The organism is Streptomyces sp. R-07 (assembly GCF_049913175.1).
Classification (GTDB): domain Bacteria; phylum Actinomycetota; class Actinomycetes; order Streptomycetales; family Streptomycetaceae; genus Streptomyces.
Map to the genome: position 1 here is coordinate 3,444,684 of NZ_CP183978.1, position 16,254 is coordinate 3,460,937.

The window sequence follows — 16,254 nt, forward strand, 5'->3', positions numbered from 1 at the left end:
TTCCATGCGATCGGTCAGAAGAACACCGACCGCCGCTGCACCAGCAACTTGTAGAGCGTGTGCTGGATCTGCTCCCGCACCTGGTCCGTCAGGTTGAACATCAGCATCGGGTCCTCCGCCGCCTCCGGCGCGTAGGAGTCCGTCGGGATCGGCTCGCCGAACTGGATCGTCCACTTCGTCGGCAGCGGCAGCGCCCCGAGCGGCCCCAGCCAGGGGAAGGTCGGGGTGAGCGGGAAGTACGGGAATCCGAGCACCCGCGCCAGGGTCTTGGCGTTCCCGAGCATCGGGTATATCTCCTCGGCGCCCACGATCGAGCAGGGCACGATCGGCACCCCGGCCCGCAGCGCCGTCGACACGAAACCGCCCCGCCCGAACCGCTGGAGCTTGTACCGCTCCCCGAAGGGCTTCCCGATCCCCTTGAAGCCCTCCGGCATCACCCCGACGATCTCGCCGGCGCGCAGCAGCCGCTCCGCGTCCTCCGCGCAGGCCAGCGTGTGCCCCGCCTTGCGGGCCAGCTCGTTGACGACGGGCAGCACGAAGACCAGGTCCGCCGCGAGCAGCCGCAGGTGCCGCCCGGCGGGATGGTTGTCGTGGACGCCGACCTGCATCATCAGCCCGTCCAGCGGCAGGGTCCCGGAGTGGTTGGCGACGATCAGCGCCCCGCCCTCGGCCGGGATGTTCTCGACGCCCTTCACCTCCACCCGGAAGTACTTCTCGTACAGCGGGCGCAGTAGCGACATCAGGACCTGGTCGGTGAGCTCCTCGTCGTAGCCGAACTCGTCGACCTCGTACTCGCCGGTGATCCGCCGCCGCAGGAACGCGAGCCCGCCCGCGAGCCGCCGTTCCCAGCCGCTCCCGCCCCCCGGCGCGTCCGCCCCCCGTCCCGTGCCCGGAGACGCGTCCGAAGACGCGTCCGGAGACACCTCAGGAGACGCATCCGGGGTCCCGGCCCCCTGCGCCCCGGAAGCCCGCTCCGGCCCCGGGGACGCGGCCCCGGAGCTCCCGGAAGCCCCGGAAGCCCCGGACACCCGCTCAGGCTCCCCAGGCCCCTGCTGGGGCCCCGGCAGGGCCCGTACGGCCGCCGCCTCGCCATCGGCCCGGGCGGGCCGACGACGGGCCCGTGAGCGGTCGTCGTCGAACGGAATGACCTTGGCGTCCGCCATCGCAGTCGGGTCTCCTCAGGCGCCGTGGTGAAGGGGGGAAGCTTCGGTGGAAGGAGCGGCCGACGGATCCGGACGCCCGGCGGCCTGCGGGGCCAGGCGCCCGGCGATCCGGTCCACCGCCCCGGCGAGCAGCTCGGGCGGCAGCAGCCCCGGCCCCCGGCCCCGCGCGAAGTCCGCGAGCGCCTCCGCCGTCGAGTAGCGCGGCGAGAAGCCGAGGACCTCCCGCGTCTGGACCGTCGAGACGACCCGGCCGTGCGTGAGCAGCCGGATCTGCTCGGGCGCGAAGTCGGTGATCCCGACCGTACGCAGCGCCGTGCCCACCCAGGTGACCGCGGGCAGCAGCACCGGCACCGTCGGCCGGCCGAGCCGCCGCGCGCACTGGGAGAGCAGCAGCACCCCGTCCCCGGCCACGTTGAACGTGCCGCTGTTCTGGGTCGCCCTGCGGGGCTCGTGCGCCCCCAGGCGCAGGACGTCGATCACGTCGTCCTCGTGGACGAACTGCAGCCGCGGGTCGTAGCCCAGGACGGTCGGCAGCACCGGCAGCGCCAGGTACTCGGCGAGCGGCGAGTCGATCCGGGGCCCGAGGATGTTCGCGAACCGCAGCACGCACACCGCCACGTCGGGCCGGCGCCGGGCGAAGCCCCGGACGTATCCCTCGACCTCGACGGCGTCCTTCGCGAAGCCGCCGCTCGGCAGGGACTTCGCGGGCGTCGTCTCGGTGAAGACGGCCGGGTCCCGGGGCGCGGAGCCGTAGACGCTCGTACTGGACTTGATCACGAGCCGGCGGACCCGCGGCGACTTCTGGCAGGCGCCGAGCAGCTGCATGGTGCCGATGACGTTGGTCTCCTTGACCGACGTCCGGCCGCCGCCGCCGAGCGCCGTACCGGTGACGTCCAGATGGACCACCGTGTCGACGTCGTGCTCGGCGAGGACCTTGGCGATCTCGGGCCGGCGGATGTCCGCCCGTACGAACTCGGCGGCGCCGAGCTGGTGCGCCGGGTCGACCGCGTCCACGGCGATCACCCGCGCCACTTCCGGGTCCCGCTGGATCCTCCGCACGAAGCGGCCCCCCAGATGCCGGGCCGCACCGGTGACGAGCACGACCTTGCCCAAGATCAGCGCCTTCCGTCCGTCTTCTGTTGGTCGCCACCGTAGCGCCTCGAGATTTCCGCGCAATAAAACCGCGCACAACAAAGGCGTGGCCCCCCACCGCGAACGGTGAAGGGCCACGCCTGACGCACAGAACGCTGCGAAGCAGCTGTCGCCTTACTTCTTGTTGCGACGCTGAACGCGCGTGCGCTTAAGCAGCTTGCGGTGCTTCTTCTTCGCCATCCGCTTGCGCCGCTTCTTGATAACAGAGCCCACGACTACCCTCGCTCACTTCTCGGAACATCCCCGCCTCCCGGCGGGGATCGGTGCGGGGCGTCTGGGCCCACACGACCTACGTCGGCCTAGCCTACCGTCCCGAGGACCTCGCTTGTAATCCGAGGGCTGCACAGAGCTTTCCCGGCATTAACGGCCGCGCGCTCGCTACGCGGTCCCCACCCCCACGAAGGACTCCCGCAGGTACTCGTGAACCGCCTGTTCCGGCACCCGGAAGGACCTGCCCACCCGGATCGCCGGCAGATGACCGCTGTGCACCAAGCGGTACACGGTCATCTTCGAGACGCGCATCACCGAGGCGACTTCCGCCACGGTCAGAAACTTGACCTCGTTGAGAGGTCGATCGCCAGCAGCCATGACCCACCTGTACCTTCCGCCGCGACGCCCACCGGCTTCCCCTCCGGTGACTCTTCGTCGCCGAGCGCTCACTCTCCAGACTAGGGGCGGGTGGTACGAGTGGGGAAGAGGAGCTGCCATCGGCCGTTTACCGTGACAGACACGCTCGATTGAGTACATAGCGCGTCAGCGGGAGGTACGAGGCGGAGCGCACGCCGTCATCAAGCGGAACGGCCACCGACACCTGCCCCTCCGCCTCGCCGACGAACAGCGCCGGATCATCCGTATCGGCGAGACCGATGGCCTCGATACCCAGCTGACCTGCCCCGCAGACCCATCCGTGATCCCCCACCACGAGCTCCGGCAGCGGCCCGCCGCACTCGGCCGCGCTCTCCAGAGCGGCCCTGACCGGCAGCGGCGAATGCGAGTGCGCCCCCGGCACGCGCCCGCCCCCGGACGGCCCGGGCTCCCGTACCAACGCGACCCCGCGTACGTAGTCGAGGAGGTGTGTACGTACGCCGAACCGGGTCGTTATGTCGACACATCGCCCCTGCGCCGGTGTGAGGACAAGACATCCCGCCGCCGACAACGCGTCTGCGAGAGCGACGTAGAAACCGAGCAGACGGTGCGGATGCCCCGTCCCGAGGAGCACCGGAACCCGCCGCGCCGCCGCCGCGCCCAAGCGCGCCGCGAAGGCGTCGAGCCCCCGCACCGTACGCTCCGGATCGATGACGTCCGGCCCCGACCGGTGCGCCGGATCCCCCGACACCCCGCACTTGTCGGCCATCAGCCGCAGCAGACCGGCCTCGTCCCACCCCCACGCGGGATCGAGCCCGAGCAGCACCCGCGGATCACGCGCGGCGAACAGCCGATAGCTCCGCAGATTCTCCTCCCGCGAGGTCGCCACCGTGCCCGCCAACCCCGACGCCAACAGATGCGCCCGCAGCGCCCCGGTACTCAACACCCTCCGATGCTGCCGGAACACCGCCGCCCGGGCGTCCAAACCTCCCGGACACCCCACAGTCGGCGTAACGCCCGGGAGAACGTTCCCGATCAGGCCAGCAGCCCCCGCAGCGGAAAAGCCGCCTTCCGCGTCGCGAGCACCGCCTGGTCGAGCCGGTCCGCCGGGTCGTACCCCTCGGCCCAGTCCCGGAAGCCCACCGGCCACCGCCCGTCCGTCATCCGCGCCGGCCCCAGCTGCCGGGTCCGCGCGTACACCTCGTCCCGCCAGGACGCCGGGATCACCGACTCCGGATCCACCGGAGCGTGCGCCGCGATCCCCACCAGATGCGTCCACGACCGCGGTACGACGTCCACCACCGCGTACCCGCCACCGCCCAGGGCCAGCCAGCGCCCCTCCGCATGCTCGTGCGCGAGCTCGTGACAGGCCTCCTGCACCGCCCGCTGCGCGTCCAGCGACACCGCCAGGTGCGCCAGCGGATCCTCGAAGTGCGTGTCCGCCCCGTGCTGCGTCACGAGCACCTGCGGCCGGAAGTCCGCGATCAGCTCCGGCACGACCGCGTGGAAGGCCCGCAGCCACCCCGCGTCCCCCGTCCCCGCCGGCAGCGCCACGTTCACGGCCCCGCCCTCACCGGCCCCCGCCGCGCCCGTCTCCTCCGGCCACCCCGTCTGCGGGAACAGCGTCCGCGGATGCTCGTGCAGCGAGACCGTCAGAACCCGCGGGTCCTCCCAGAACGCCGCCTGCACCCCGTCGCCGTGGTGCACGTCCACATCCACGTACGCGACCCGCTCGGCGCCCAGTTCGAGCAGCCGGGCGATCGCCAGGGAGGCGTCGTTGTAGATGCAGAAACCCGAAGCGGCCCCCGGCATGGCGTGGTGCAGCCCGCCCGCGAAGTTCACCGCGTGCGCGGCCTCCCCCCGCCAGATCGCCTCCGCCGCGCCCACCGACTGCCCGGCGATCAGCGCCGACACCTCGTGCATCCCGGCGAAGGCCGGATCGTCGACCGTGCCGAGCCCGTACGCCTGGTCGGCGTGGCGCGGGTCCGCCGAGGCCGCCCGCACCGCCGCCACGTAGTCCTCGCGGTGGACGAGCCGCAGCGTCGAGTCGCCGGCCGGCTTCGCCGCCACCACGTCCACCGCACGGTCGAGCCCGTAGGCCCGCACCATCGACATCGTCAACGCGAGGCGTACGGGATCCATCGGATGCTCGGACCCGAAGTCGTACTGCGTGACAGCTTCATCCCACATCAACAGTGCGCGGCCGCTCATGCCCGCCACGGTATCGGGCCTCTCGCGAACCGAACGACGTGGCGTACACCACCGTCACCAGGACCAGCAGCATCGGCACCACCATGGCCCCCCGATAGCTCCACGCGTCCCCGAGGGCCCCCACCAAGGGGGAGCCGACGAGGAATCCGACGTAGTTGAAGACATTGAGCCGCGCGACCGCCGCGTCACTGGAGCCCGGGAACAGCCTCCCCGCCGCGGCGAAGGTCTGCGGCACGATCACGCTCAGCCCGAACCCGAGCACGGTGAACCCGGCGATCCCCACCCAGGCACCCGGAGACACCGCGACCACCGCGAACCCGAGGGCCGCGAGCACCGCCCCCGCCCGGACGACCACGACGGCCCCGAGCCGGCGCACCCCGAAGTCACCGACGGCCCGCCCGAGCAGCGTCGTCACCATGTACGCGTTGTACGGCACGGTCGCCAGCTCCTCCGAACTGCCGAGCACGTCCTGGAGGTACTTGGCACTCCAGTTGGAGACGGTCGAGTCCCCGATGTAGGCGAAGGTCATCACGAGGCAGAGCGGCAGCAGCAGCTTGAAGACGACCCCGCTCCCCTTAGCGCCCTCCCCCGCCTCGTCCGTCACGGACTCCCCGCCGGCCACGTACCACCGGCTGCCGGCGAGCGCGACGGGCAGCAGCACGGCCACCACCGGCAGGTAGGACACGAACAGCGAGAGGTGCCAGTGCGCCCCCACCCAGGCGAGCGAGGCACCCGCGATCCCGCCGAGGCTGTACGAGGCGTGGAAGCCGAGCATGATGCTCCGGCCGTACGCCCGCTGAAGGCTCACCCCCAGCATGTTCATGGAGGCGTCCAGGGCGCCCACGGCGAGCCCGAAGAGCCCCAGCGCGACCGCGGCCTGCCAGAGCCCCGATCCGGCGCCCACCGCGAGCAGCGCGAGGAGGACGAAGGGCTGGGCCCACCGAAGGACCACTGCGGGCCCCACCCGGGCGACGACCTTCTCGGTCGCCACGCTCGCCGCTCCGGCCAGAATCGGCACGGCGGCGAGGAAGGCCGGCAGCAGCCCGTCCGAGATCCCGTACTGGTCCTGGATCGCCGGTATTCGCGTCACGAGCAGAGCGAAGGTGACGCCCTGCACGAAGAAGCTGACCGCCAGGGATCCCCGCCCACGGCGCAAGCGCGCATCTGTCATGGCGGCACAGCGTACGGCCGGAAACTACCGCTGGGTAGATGGATCACGTCCCCAAAATCGCGGGAAGCTCGTCCATCCTGCCGAAGAAGCCCTTGGCCCCGCTGAGCTTCGCCTCCGGCGTCATCGCGGTGAACCCGTACACGTCCATCCCGGCCGCCAGCGCCGCCTGCACCCCGGGCCCGCTGTCCTCGACCACGACACACCGCTCGGGGGCGACACCCATCCGCTCGGCGGCGTGCAGGAACAGGTCGGGCCACGGCTTGCCCCGGCCCACGTCGTCGGCACTGAAGACGGTCTCGTCCCGGAACCACACATCAAGCCCGGTCTTCCGGTGCCCGACGCGAATCCGCTCGTGGCTCCCGGAGGAGGCCACACAGTACGGAACGCCGGCCGCGGCCAGCCCCTTGAGCACGTCGCCGGCCCCGACCACGGCCTCCAACTCGGCCTGGAATGCGGCGAAGACCCGGGCGTGGAACGTCTCGTCGAAGTCCTCGGGCAGCCCCTGCCCCGTCCGCTCCTCGACGAGCTCGTGGATGCGGTGCATCGCGGACCCCATGTAGTCCCGCACCGACTCCTCGTACGTGGTGGGGTGCCCGAGCTCCGTCAGATAGCCGGCCAGCAGGGTGTTGGAAATCGGCTCGCTGTCCACGAGCACACCGTCGTTGTCGAAGATGACCAAGTCGTATCGCATGGCCACAGCCTAGAACGCAAAAATGCCTCAACCCCCGGACAGAGTCCGGGGGTTGAGGCTAAAAATTGTTCGGCGGCGTCCTACTCTCCCACAGGGTCCCCCCTGCAGTACCATCGGCGCTGAAAGGCTTAGCTTCCGGGTTCGGAATGTAACCGGGCGTTTCCCTAACGCTATGACCACCGAAACTCTATGAAGTTGAACTCAACCGGCAAGGGAGTTCATTGCTTCAGAACTAACACAGTGGACGCGAGCAACTGAGGACAAGCCCTCGGCCTATTAGTACCGGTCAGCTCCACCCATTACTGGGCTTCCACATCCGGCCTATCAACCCAGTCGTCTACTGGGAGCCTTACCCTCTCAAGGAGGTGGGAATACTCATCTCGAAGCAGGCTTCCCGCTTAGATGCTTTCAGCGGTTATCCCTCCCGAACGTAGCCAACCAGCCATGCCCTTGGCAGGACAACTGGCACACCAGAGGTTCGTCCGTCCCGGTCCTCTCGTACTAGGGACAGCCCTTCTCAATATTCCTGCGCGCGCAGCGGATAGGGACCGAACTGTCTCACGACGTTCTAAACCCAGCTCGCGTACCGCTTTAATGGGCGAACAGCCCAACCCTTGGGACCGACTCCAGCCCCAGGATGCGACGAGCCGACATCGAGGTGCCAAACCATCCCGTCGATATGGACTCTTGGGGAAGATCAGCCTGTTATCCCCGGGGTACCTTTTATCCGTTGAGCGACGGCGCTTCCACAAGCCACCGCCGGATCACTAGTCCCGACTTTCGTCCCTGCTCGACCCGTCGGTCTCACAGTCAAGCTCCCTTGTGCACTTACACTCAACACCTGATTGCCAACCAGGCTGAGGGAACCTTTGGGCGCCTCCGTTACCCTTTGGGAGGCAACCGCCCCAGTTAAACTACCCATCAGACACTGTCCCTGATCCGGATCACGGACCGAGGTTAGACATCCAGCACGACCAGAGTGGTATTTCAACGGCGACTCCACCATGACTGGCGTCACGGCTTCAAAGTCTCCCACCTATCCTACACAAGCCGAACCGAACACCAATATCAAACTGTAGTAAAGGTCCCGGGGTCTTTCCGTCCTGCTGCGCGAAACGAGCATCTTTACTCGTAGTGCAATTTCACCGGGCCTATGGTTGAGACAGTCGAGAAGTCGTTACGCCATTCGTGCAGGTCGGAACTTACCCGACAAGGAATTTCGCTACCTTAGGATGGTTATAGTTACCACCGCCGTTTACTGGCGCTTAAGTTCTCAGCTTCGCCACACCGAAATGTGACTAACCGGTCCCCTTAACGTTCCAGCACCGGGCAGGCGTCAGTCCGTATACATCGCCTTACGGCTTCGCACGGACCTGTGTTTTTAGTAAACAGTCGCTTCTCGCTGGTCTCTGCGGCCACCCCCAGCTCAGGAGGAAAACTCCATCACCAGACGTGGCCCCCCTTCTCCCGAAGTTACGGGGGCATTTTGCCGAGTTCCTTAACCATAGTTCACCCGAACGCCTCGGTATTCTCTACCTGACCACCTGAGTCGGTTTAGGGTACGGGCCGCCATGAAACTCGCTAGAGGCTTTTCTCGACAGCATAGGATCATCCACTTCACCACAATCGGCTCGGCATCAGGTCTCAGGCTTCATGTGTGACGGATTTGCCTATCACACGCCCTACACCCTTACCCCGGGACAACCACCGCCCGGGCTGGACTACCTTCCTGCGTCACCCCATCGCTTACCTACTACCACCTTGGGTCGACGGCTCCACCACTCCCCTTTGCCCGAAGGCTCCGGGGCGGCTTCACGGCCTTAGCATTAATGGGCTCGATATTGGGCGTTTCAAAGCGGGTACCGGAATATCAACCGGTTGTCCATCGACTACGCCTGTCGGCCTCGCCTTAGGTCCCGACTTACCCTGGGCAGATCAGCTTGACCCAGGAACCCTTAGTCAATCGGCGCACACGTTTCTCACGTGTGTATCGCTACTCATGCCTGCATTCTCACTCGTGAACCGTCCACAACTCGCTTCCGCGGCTGCTTCACCCGGCACACGACGCTCCCCTACCCATCACAGCGGGCGTTGGCCCTATTGCTGCAATGACACGACTTCGGCGGTACGCTTGAGCCCCGCTACATTGTCGGCGCGGAATCACTTGACCAGTGAGCTATTACGCACTCTTTCAAGGGTGGCTGCTTCTAAGCCAACCTCCTGGTTGTCTCTGCGACTCCACATCCTTTCCCACTTAGCGTACGCTTAGGGGCCTTAGTCGATGCTCTGGGCTGTTTCCCTCTCGACCATGGAGCTTATCCCCCACAGTCTCACTGCCGTGCTCTCACTTACCGGCATTCGGAGTTTGGCTAAGGTCAGTAACCCGGTAGGGCCCATCGCCTATCCAGTGCTCTACCTCCGGCAAGAAACACACGACGCTGCACCTAAATGCATTTCGGGGAGAACCAGCTATCACGGAGTTTGATTGGCCTTTCACCCCTAACCACAGGTCATCCCCCAGGTTTTCAACCCTGGTGGGTTCGGTCCTCCACGAAGTCTTACCTCCGCTTCAACCTGCCCATGGCTAGATCACTCCGCTTCGGGTCTTGAGCGTGCTACTGAATCGCCCTATTCGGACTCGCTTTCGCTACGGCTTCCCCACACGGGTTAACCTCGCAACACACCGCAAACTCGCAGGCTCATTCTTCAAAAGGCACGCAGTCACGAGACATAGCAAGCTACGTCCGACGCTCCCACGGCTTGTAGGCACACGGTTTCAGGTACTATTTCACTCCGCTCCCGCGGTACTTTTCACCATTCCCTCACGGTACTATCCGCTATCGGTCACCAGGGAATATTTAGGCTTAGCGGGTGGTCCCGCCAGATTCACACGGGATTTCTCGGGCCCCGTGCTACTTGGGTGTCTCTCAAACGAGCCGTCAATGTTTCAGCTACGGGGGTCTTACCCTCTACGCCGGACCTTTCGCATGTCCTTCGCCTACATCAACGGTTTCTGACTCGTCTCACAGCCGGCAGACTGTGAAAGAGAGATCCCACAACCCCGCATGCGCAACCCCTGCCGGGTATCACACGCATACGGTTTGGCCTCATCCGGTTTCGCTCGCCACTACTCCCGGAATCACGGTTGTTTTCTCTTCCTGAGGGTACTGAGATGTTTCACTTCCCCTCGTTCCCTCCACATGCCCTATGTGTTCAGGCATGGGTGACAGCCCATGACGACTGCCGGGTTTCCCCATTCGGAAACCCCCGGATCAAAGCCTGGTTGACGGCTCCCCGGGGACTATCGTGGCCTCCCACGTCCTTCATCGGTTCCTGGTGCCAAGGCATCCACCGTGCGCCCTTAAAAACTTGGCCACAGATGCTCGCGTCCACTGTGTAGTTCTCAAACAACGACCAGCCACCCATCACCCTGCCGCATAAGCGACAAGTTCACTGGGGCCGGCATCCTCGAAGGCATGACCATGACGGCCGTACCCTCAGACACCCAACAACGTGCCAAGCGTGAGCTGCCCTCCGTATCTTCTTTCCACGCCGAAGCAGTACTCGAAGACCATCAGGATCGCTCACGCCAACTAATCAACGTTCCACCCATGAGCTGACCGTGCAGAACATTTGCCTGCAATCGGTACTGTGCTCCTTAGAAAGGAGGTGATCCAGCCGCACCTTCCGGTACGGCTACCTTGTTACGACTTCGTCCCAATCGCCAGTCCCACCTTCGACAGCTCCCTCCCACAAGGGGTTGGGCCACCGGCTTCGGGTGTTACCGACTTTCGTGACGTGACGGGCGGTGTGTACAAGGCCCGGGAACGTATTCACCGCAGCAATGCTGATCTGCGATTACTAGCAACTCCGACTTCATGGGGTCGAGTTGCAGACCCCAATCCGAACTGAGACCGGCTTTTTGAGATTCGCTCCGCCTCACGGCATCGCAGCTCTTTGTACCGGCCATTGTAGCACGTGTGCAGCCCAAGACATAAGGGGCATGATGACTTGACGTCGTCCCCACCTTCCTCCGAGTTGACCCCGGCGGTCTCCTGTGAGTCCCCATCACCCCGAAGGGCATGCTGGCAACACAGGACAAGGGTTGCGCTCGTTGCGGGACTTAACCCAACATCTCACGACACGAGCTGACGACAGCCATGCACCACCTGTATACCGACCACAAGGGGGGCACTATCTCTAATGCTTTCCGGTATATGTCAAGCCTTGGTAAGGTTCTTCGCGTTGCGTCGAATTAAGCCACATGCTCCGCTGCTTGTGCGGGCCCCCGTCAATTCCTTTGAGTTTTAGCCTTGCGGCCGTACTCCCCAGGCGGGGAACTTAATGCGTTAGCTGCGGCACCGACGACGTGGAATGTCGCCAACACCTAGTTCCCAACGTTTACGGCGTGGACTACCAGGGTATCTAATCCTGTTCGCTCCCCACGCTTTCGCTCCTCAGCGTCAGTAATGGCCCAGAGATCCGCCTTCGCCACCGGTGTTCCTCCTGATATCTGCGCATTTCACCGCTACACCAGGAATTCCGATCTCCCCTACCACACTCTAGCCTGCCCGTATCGGATGCAGACCCGGGGTTAAGCCCCGGGCTTTCACACCCGACGTGACAAGCCGCCTACGAGCTCTTTACGCCCAATAATTCCGGACAACGCTTGCGCCCTACGTATTACCGCGGCTGCTGGCACGTAGTTAGCCGGCGCTTCTTCTGCAGGTACCGTCACTTTCGCTTCTTCCCTGCTGAAAGAGGTTTACAACCCGAAGGCCGTCATCCCTCACGCGGCGTCGCTGCATCAGGCTTTCGCCCATTGTGCAATATTCCCCACTGCTGCCTCCCGTAGGAGTCTGGGCCGTGTCTCAGTCCCAGTGTGGCCGGTCGCCCTCTCAGGCCGGCTACCCGTCGTCGCCTTGGTAGGCCATTACCCCACCAACAAGCTGATAGGCCGCGGGCTCATCCTTCACCGCCGGAGCTTTTAACCAGCCCCCATGCAGGAGCCGGTGTTATCCGGTATTAGACCCCGTTTCCAGGGCTTGTCCCAGAGTGAAGGGCAGATTGCCCACGTGTTACTCACCCGTTCGCCACTAATCCACCCCGAAGGGCTTCATCGTTCGACTTGCATGTGTTAAGCACGCCGCCAGCGTTCGTCCTGAGCCAGGATCAAACTCTCCGTGAATGTTTACCGGTAATCCGGTGAGACACTCGCGTTGAGCGGGACAGTCATGCCGGAATATGGCCGACCGTCCACAGCGTCCTCGCTGTAGTGTGCCACCCCGAGGGGTGGACTTTTTCAAAGGAACCTCGACCATCCGAAGATGGACGGGGTATCAACTAATCTGGCGTTGATTTTTGGCACGCTGTTGAGTTCTCAAGGTGCGGACGCTTCCTTCGTTCCTGTTTCCAGGCCCTCCGGGCGCTTCCTTCGTTTCCGACTCTATCAGATCTTTCCGACCCGATTTCCTCGGTGCTTTCCGGTCCCTTTCGCTTTCGCTCCGGGCCCTTCCTGCGTTTCCGACTCTATCAGATCCTCGCGGTTCCGATTTCCTCGGTGCTTTCAGGTTCCTTCGCTTGCGCTCCGGTCCCTTGCTGCGTCTACGACTCTACCAGATGATTCGGGCTCTGATTCCCACCCGCACGAGGTGCCGGCCGGCCGCGGCGCCCGCCCTGCACGGCACGCCGGCCTTGAATGGCCCCGGAACGCAGAAAAGCCCCGCACCATGAGGTGCGGGGCTTTCCCACAATGATTGTTCGGCGGTGTCCTACTCTCCCACAGGGTCCCCCCTGCAGTACCATCGGCGCTGAAAGGCTTAGCTTCCGGGTTCGGAATGTAACCGGGCGTTTCCCTAACGCTATGACCACCGAAACTCTATGAAGATATGAACCGCCGCACCACCCGAAAGGGGGGCGTGTTCGTTACTTCAGAACTAACACAGTGGACGCGAGCAACTGAGGACAAGCCCTCGGCCTATTAGTACCGGTCAGCTCCACCCATTACTGGGCTTCCACATCCGGCCTATCAACCCAGTCGTCTACTGGGAGCCTTACCCTCTCAAGGAGGTGGGAATACTCATCTCGAAGCAGGCTTCCCGCTTAGATGCTTTCAGCGGTTATCCCTCCCGAACGTAGCCAACCAGCCATGCCCTTGGCAGGACAACTGGCACACCAGAGGTTCGTCCGTCCCGGTCCTCTCGTACTAGGGACAGCCCTTCTCAATATTCCTGCGCGCGCAGCGGATAGGGACCGAACTGTCTCACGACGTTCTAAACCCAGCTCGCGTACCGCTTTAATGGGCGAACAGCCCAACCCTTGGGACCGACTCCAGCCCCAGGATGCGACGAGCCGACATCGAGGTGCCAAACCATCCCGTCGATATGGACTCTTGGGGAAGATCAGCCTGTTATCCCCGGGGTACCTTTTATCCGTTGAGCGACGGCGCTTCCACAAGCCACCGCCGGATCACTAGTCCCGACTTTCGTCCCTGCTCGACCCGTCGGTCTCACAGTCAAGCTCCCTTGTGCACTTACACTCAACACCTGATTGCCAACCAGGCTGAGGGAACCTTTGGGCGCCTCCGTTACCCTTTGGGAGGCAACCGCCCCAGTTAAACTACCCATCAGACACTGTCCCTGATCCGGATCACGGACCGAGGTTAGACATCCAGCACGACCAGAGTGGTATTTCAACGGCGACTCCACCATGACTGGCGTCACGGCTTCAAAGTCTCCCACCTATCCTACACAAGCCGAACCGAACACCAATATCAAACTGTAGTAAAGGTCCCGGGGTCTTTCCGTCCTGCTGCGCGAAACGAGCATCTTTACTCGTAGTGCAATTTCACCGGGCCTATGGTTGAGACAGTCGAGAAGTCGTTACGCCATTCGTGCAGGTCGGAACTTACCCGACAAGGAATTTCGCTACCTTAGGATGGTTATAGTTACCACCGCCGTTTACTGGCGCTTAAGTTCTCAGCTTCGCCACACCGAAATGTGACTAACCGGTCCCCTTAACGTTCCAGCACCGGGCAGGCGTCAGTCCGTATACATCGCCTTACGGCTTCGCACGGACCTGTGTTTTTAGTAAACAGTCGCTTCTCGCTGGTCTCTGCGGCCACCCCCAGCTCAGGAGGAAAACTCCATCACCAGACGTGGCCCCCCTTCTCCCGAAGTTACGGGGGCATTTTGCCGAGTTCCTTAACCATAGTTCACCCGAACGCCTCGGTATTCTCTACCTGACCACCTGAGTCGGTTTAGGGTACGGGCCGCCATGAAACTCGCTAGAGGCTTTTCTCGACAGCATAGGATCATCCACTTCACCACAATCGGCTCGGCATCAGGTCTCAGGCTTCATGTGTGACGGATTTGCCTATCACACGCCCTACACCCTTACCCCGGGACAACCACCGCCCGGGCTGGACTACCTTCCTGCGTCACCCCATCGCTTACCTACTACCACCTTGGGTCGACGGCTCCACCACTCCCCTTTGCCCGAAGGCTCCGGGGCGGCTTCACGGCCTTAGCATTAATGGGCTCGATATTGGGCGTTTCAAAGCGGGTACCGGAATATCAACCGGTTGTCCATCGACTACGCCTGTCGGCCTCGCCTTAGGTCCCGACTTACCCTGGGCAGATCAGCTTGACCCAGGAACCCTTAGTCAATCGGCGCACACGTTTCTCACGTGTGTATCGCTACTCATGCCTGCATTCTCACTCGTGAACCGTCCACAACTCGCTTCCGCGGCTGCTTCACCCGGCACACGACGCTCCCCTACCCATCACAGCGGGCGTTGGCCCTATTGCTGCAATGACACGACTTCGGCGGTACGCTTGAGCCCCGCTACATTGTCGGCGCGGAATCACTTGACCAGTGAGCTATTACGCACTCTTTCAAGGGTGGCTGCTTCTAAGCCAACCTCCTGGTTGTCTCTGCGACTCCACATCCTTTCCCACTTAGCGTACGCTTAGGGGCCTTAGTCGATGCTCTGGGCTGTTTCCCTCTCGACCATGGAGCTTATCCCCCACAGTCTCACTGCCGTGCTCTCACTTACCGGCATTCGGAGTTTGGCTAAGGTCAGTAACCCGGTAGGGCCCATCGCCTATCCAGTGCTCTACCTCCGGCAAGAAACACACGACGCTGCACCTAAATGCATTTCGGGGAGAACCAGCTATCACGGAGTTTGATTGGCCTTTCACCCCTAACCACAGGTCATCCCCCAGGTTTTCAACCCTGGTGGGTTCGGTCCTCCACGAAGTCTTACCTCCGCTTCAACCTGCCCATGGCTAGATCACTCCGCTTCGGGTCTTGAGCGTGCTACTGAATCGCCCTATTCGGACTCGCTTTCGCTACGGCTTCCCCACACGGGTTAACCTCGCAACACACCGCAAACTCGCAGGCTCATTCTTCAAAAGGCACGCAGTCACGAGACATAGCAAGCTATGTCCGACGCTCCCACGGCTTGTAGGCACACGGTTTCAGGTACTATTTCACTCCGCTCCCGCGGTACTTTTCACCATTCCCTCACGGTACTATCCGCTATCGGTCACCAGGGAATATTTAGGCTTAGCGGGTGGTCCCGCCAGATTCACACGGGATTTCTCGGGCCCCGTGCTACTTGGGTGTCTCTCAAACGAGCCGTCAATGTTTCAGCTACGGGGGTCTTACCCTCTACGCCGGACCTTTCGCATGTCCTTCGCCTACATCAACGGTTTCTGACTCGTCTCACAGCCGGCAGACTGTGAAAGAGAGATCCCACAACCCCGCATGCGCAACCCCTGCCGGGTATCACACGCATACGGTTTGGCCTCATCCGGTTTCGCTCGCCACTACTCCCGGAATCACGGTTGTTTTCTCTTCCTGAGGGTACTGAGATGTTTCACTTCCCCTCGTTCCCTCCACATGCCCTATGTGTTCAGGCATGGGTGACAGCCCATGACGACTGCCGGGTTTCCCCATTCGGAAACCCCCGGATCAAAGCCTGGTTGACGGCTCCCCGGGGACTATCGTGGCCTCCCACGTCCTTCATCGGTTCCTGGTGCCAAGGCATCCACCGTGCGCCCTTAAAAACTTGGCCACAGATGCTCGCGTCCACTGTGTAGTTCTCAAACAACGACCAGCCACCCATCACCCTGATCCAAAGAATCAAGTTCACTGGGGCCGGCATCCTCGAAGGCATGACCATGACGGCCGTACCCTCAGACACCCAACAACGTGCCAAGCACGACCCCTCGGATCATCATCACGTTCCACGCCGAAGCAGTACTGGTGAAGTGAAC

General features: G+C 63.4%; 8 protein-coding genes and 5 rRNA genes. All 13 read right to left on the reverse strand.

The window, feature by feature from the left end:
* Nucleotides 1-14 precede the first annotated feature (14 nt).
* The 13 genes from ACN9M0_RS15565 to ACN9M0_RS15625 all read right to left on the reverse strand — a co-directional run bounded on the left by ACN9M0_RS15565 (nucleotide 15) and on the right by ACN9M0_RS15625 (nucleotide 16,052).
* On the reverse strand, nucleotides 15-1,163 hold the full coding sequence (locus ACN9M0_RS15565; RefSeq protein ID WP_399698465.1) for a lysophospholipid acyltransferase family protein: 1,149 nt from the start codon (nucleotides 1,161-1,163) through the stop codon (nucleotides 15-17).
* A 15-nt stretch (nucleotides 1,164-1,178) separates the two neighbouring features.
* On the reverse strand, nucleotides 1,179-2,276 hold the full coding sequence (locus ACN9M0_RS15570; RefSeq protein ID WP_366038340.1) for an NAD-dependent epimerase/dehydratase family protein: 1,098 nt from the start codon (nucleotides 2,274-2,276) through the stop codon (nucleotides 1,179-1,181).
* A 153-nt stretch (nucleotides 2,277-2,429) separates the two neighbouring features.
* Complete coding sequence (locus tag ACN9M0_RS15575) at nucleotides 2,430-2,528, reverse strand: 30S ribosomal protein bS22 (protein WP_003948845.1); 99 nt, start codon at nucleotides 2,526-2,528, stop codon at nucleotides 2,430-2,432.
* Nucleotides 2,529-2,693: 165 nt separating this feature from the next.
* Nucleotides 2,694-2,903 (reverse strand): helix-turn-helix domain-containing protein, encoded by a 210-nt coding sequence (locus tag ACN9M0_RS15580; protein WP_030223786.1) that lies wholly within the window; start codon nucleotides 2,901-2,903, stop codon nucleotides 2,694-2,696.
* Nucleotides 2,904-3,030: 127 nt separating this feature from the next.
* A complete protein-coding gene (locus ACN9M0_RS15585) occupies nucleotides 3,031-3,846 on the reverse strand; it encodes a phosphatase (RefSeq protein ID WP_366038339.1) in 816 nt (271 codons plus the stop codon).
* Between the two features lie 89 nt (nucleotides 3,847-3,935).
* Nucleotides 3,936-5,111, reverse strand: a complete 1,176-nt coding sequence (locus tag ACN9M0_RS15590) for an acetoin utilization protein AcuC (RefSeq protein WP_366038338.1) — start codon at nucleotides 5,109-5,111, stop codon at nucleotides 3,936-3,938.
* Nucleotides 5,080-6,282, reverse strand: coding sequence for an MFS transporter (locus ACN9M0_RS15595; RefSeq protein WP_366038337.1), 1,203 nt, complete (start codon nucleotides 6,280-6,282; stop codon nucleotides 5,080-5,082). The genes ACN9M0_RS15590 and ACN9M0_RS15595 overlap by 32 nt, the downstream gene beginning before the upstream one ends.
* Nucleotides 6,283-6,325: 43 nt before the next feature.
* Nucleotides 6,326-6,973 (reverse strand): HAD family hydrolase, encoded by a 648-nt coding sequence (locus ACN9M0_RS15600; protein WP_366038336.1) that lies wholly within the window; start codon nucleotides 6,971-6,973, stop codon nucleotides 6,326-6,328.
* A gap of 67 nt (nucleotides 6,974-7,040) precedes the next feature.
* Nucleotides 7,041-7,157: ribosomal RNA gene (gene rrf / locus ACN9M0_RS15605) — 5S ribosomal RNA — on the reverse strand.
* A 72-nt stretch (nucleotides 7,158-7,229) separates the two neighbouring features.
* Nucleotides 7,230-10,348 (reverse strand): 23S ribosomal RNA (locus tag ACN9M0_RS15610).
* A 287-nt stretch (nucleotides 10,349-10,635) separates the two neighbouring features.
* A 16S ribosomal RNA gene (locus tag ACN9M0_RS15615) occupies nucleotides 10,636-12,161 on the reverse strand.
* Nucleotides 12,162-12,731: 570 nt separating this feature from the next.
* Nucleotides 12,732-12,848: ribosomal RNA gene (gene rrf / locus ACN9M0_RS15620) — 5S ribosomal RNA — on the reverse strand.
* Between the two features lie 85 nt (nucleotides 12,849-12,933).
* Nucleotides 12,934-16,052, reverse strand: a 23S ribosomal RNA gene (locus tag ACN9M0_RS15625).
* The 16S, 23S and 5S rRNA genes sit together here, the layout of an rRNA operon.
* Between the last annotated feature and the right edge of the window lie 202 nt (nucleotides 16,053-16,254).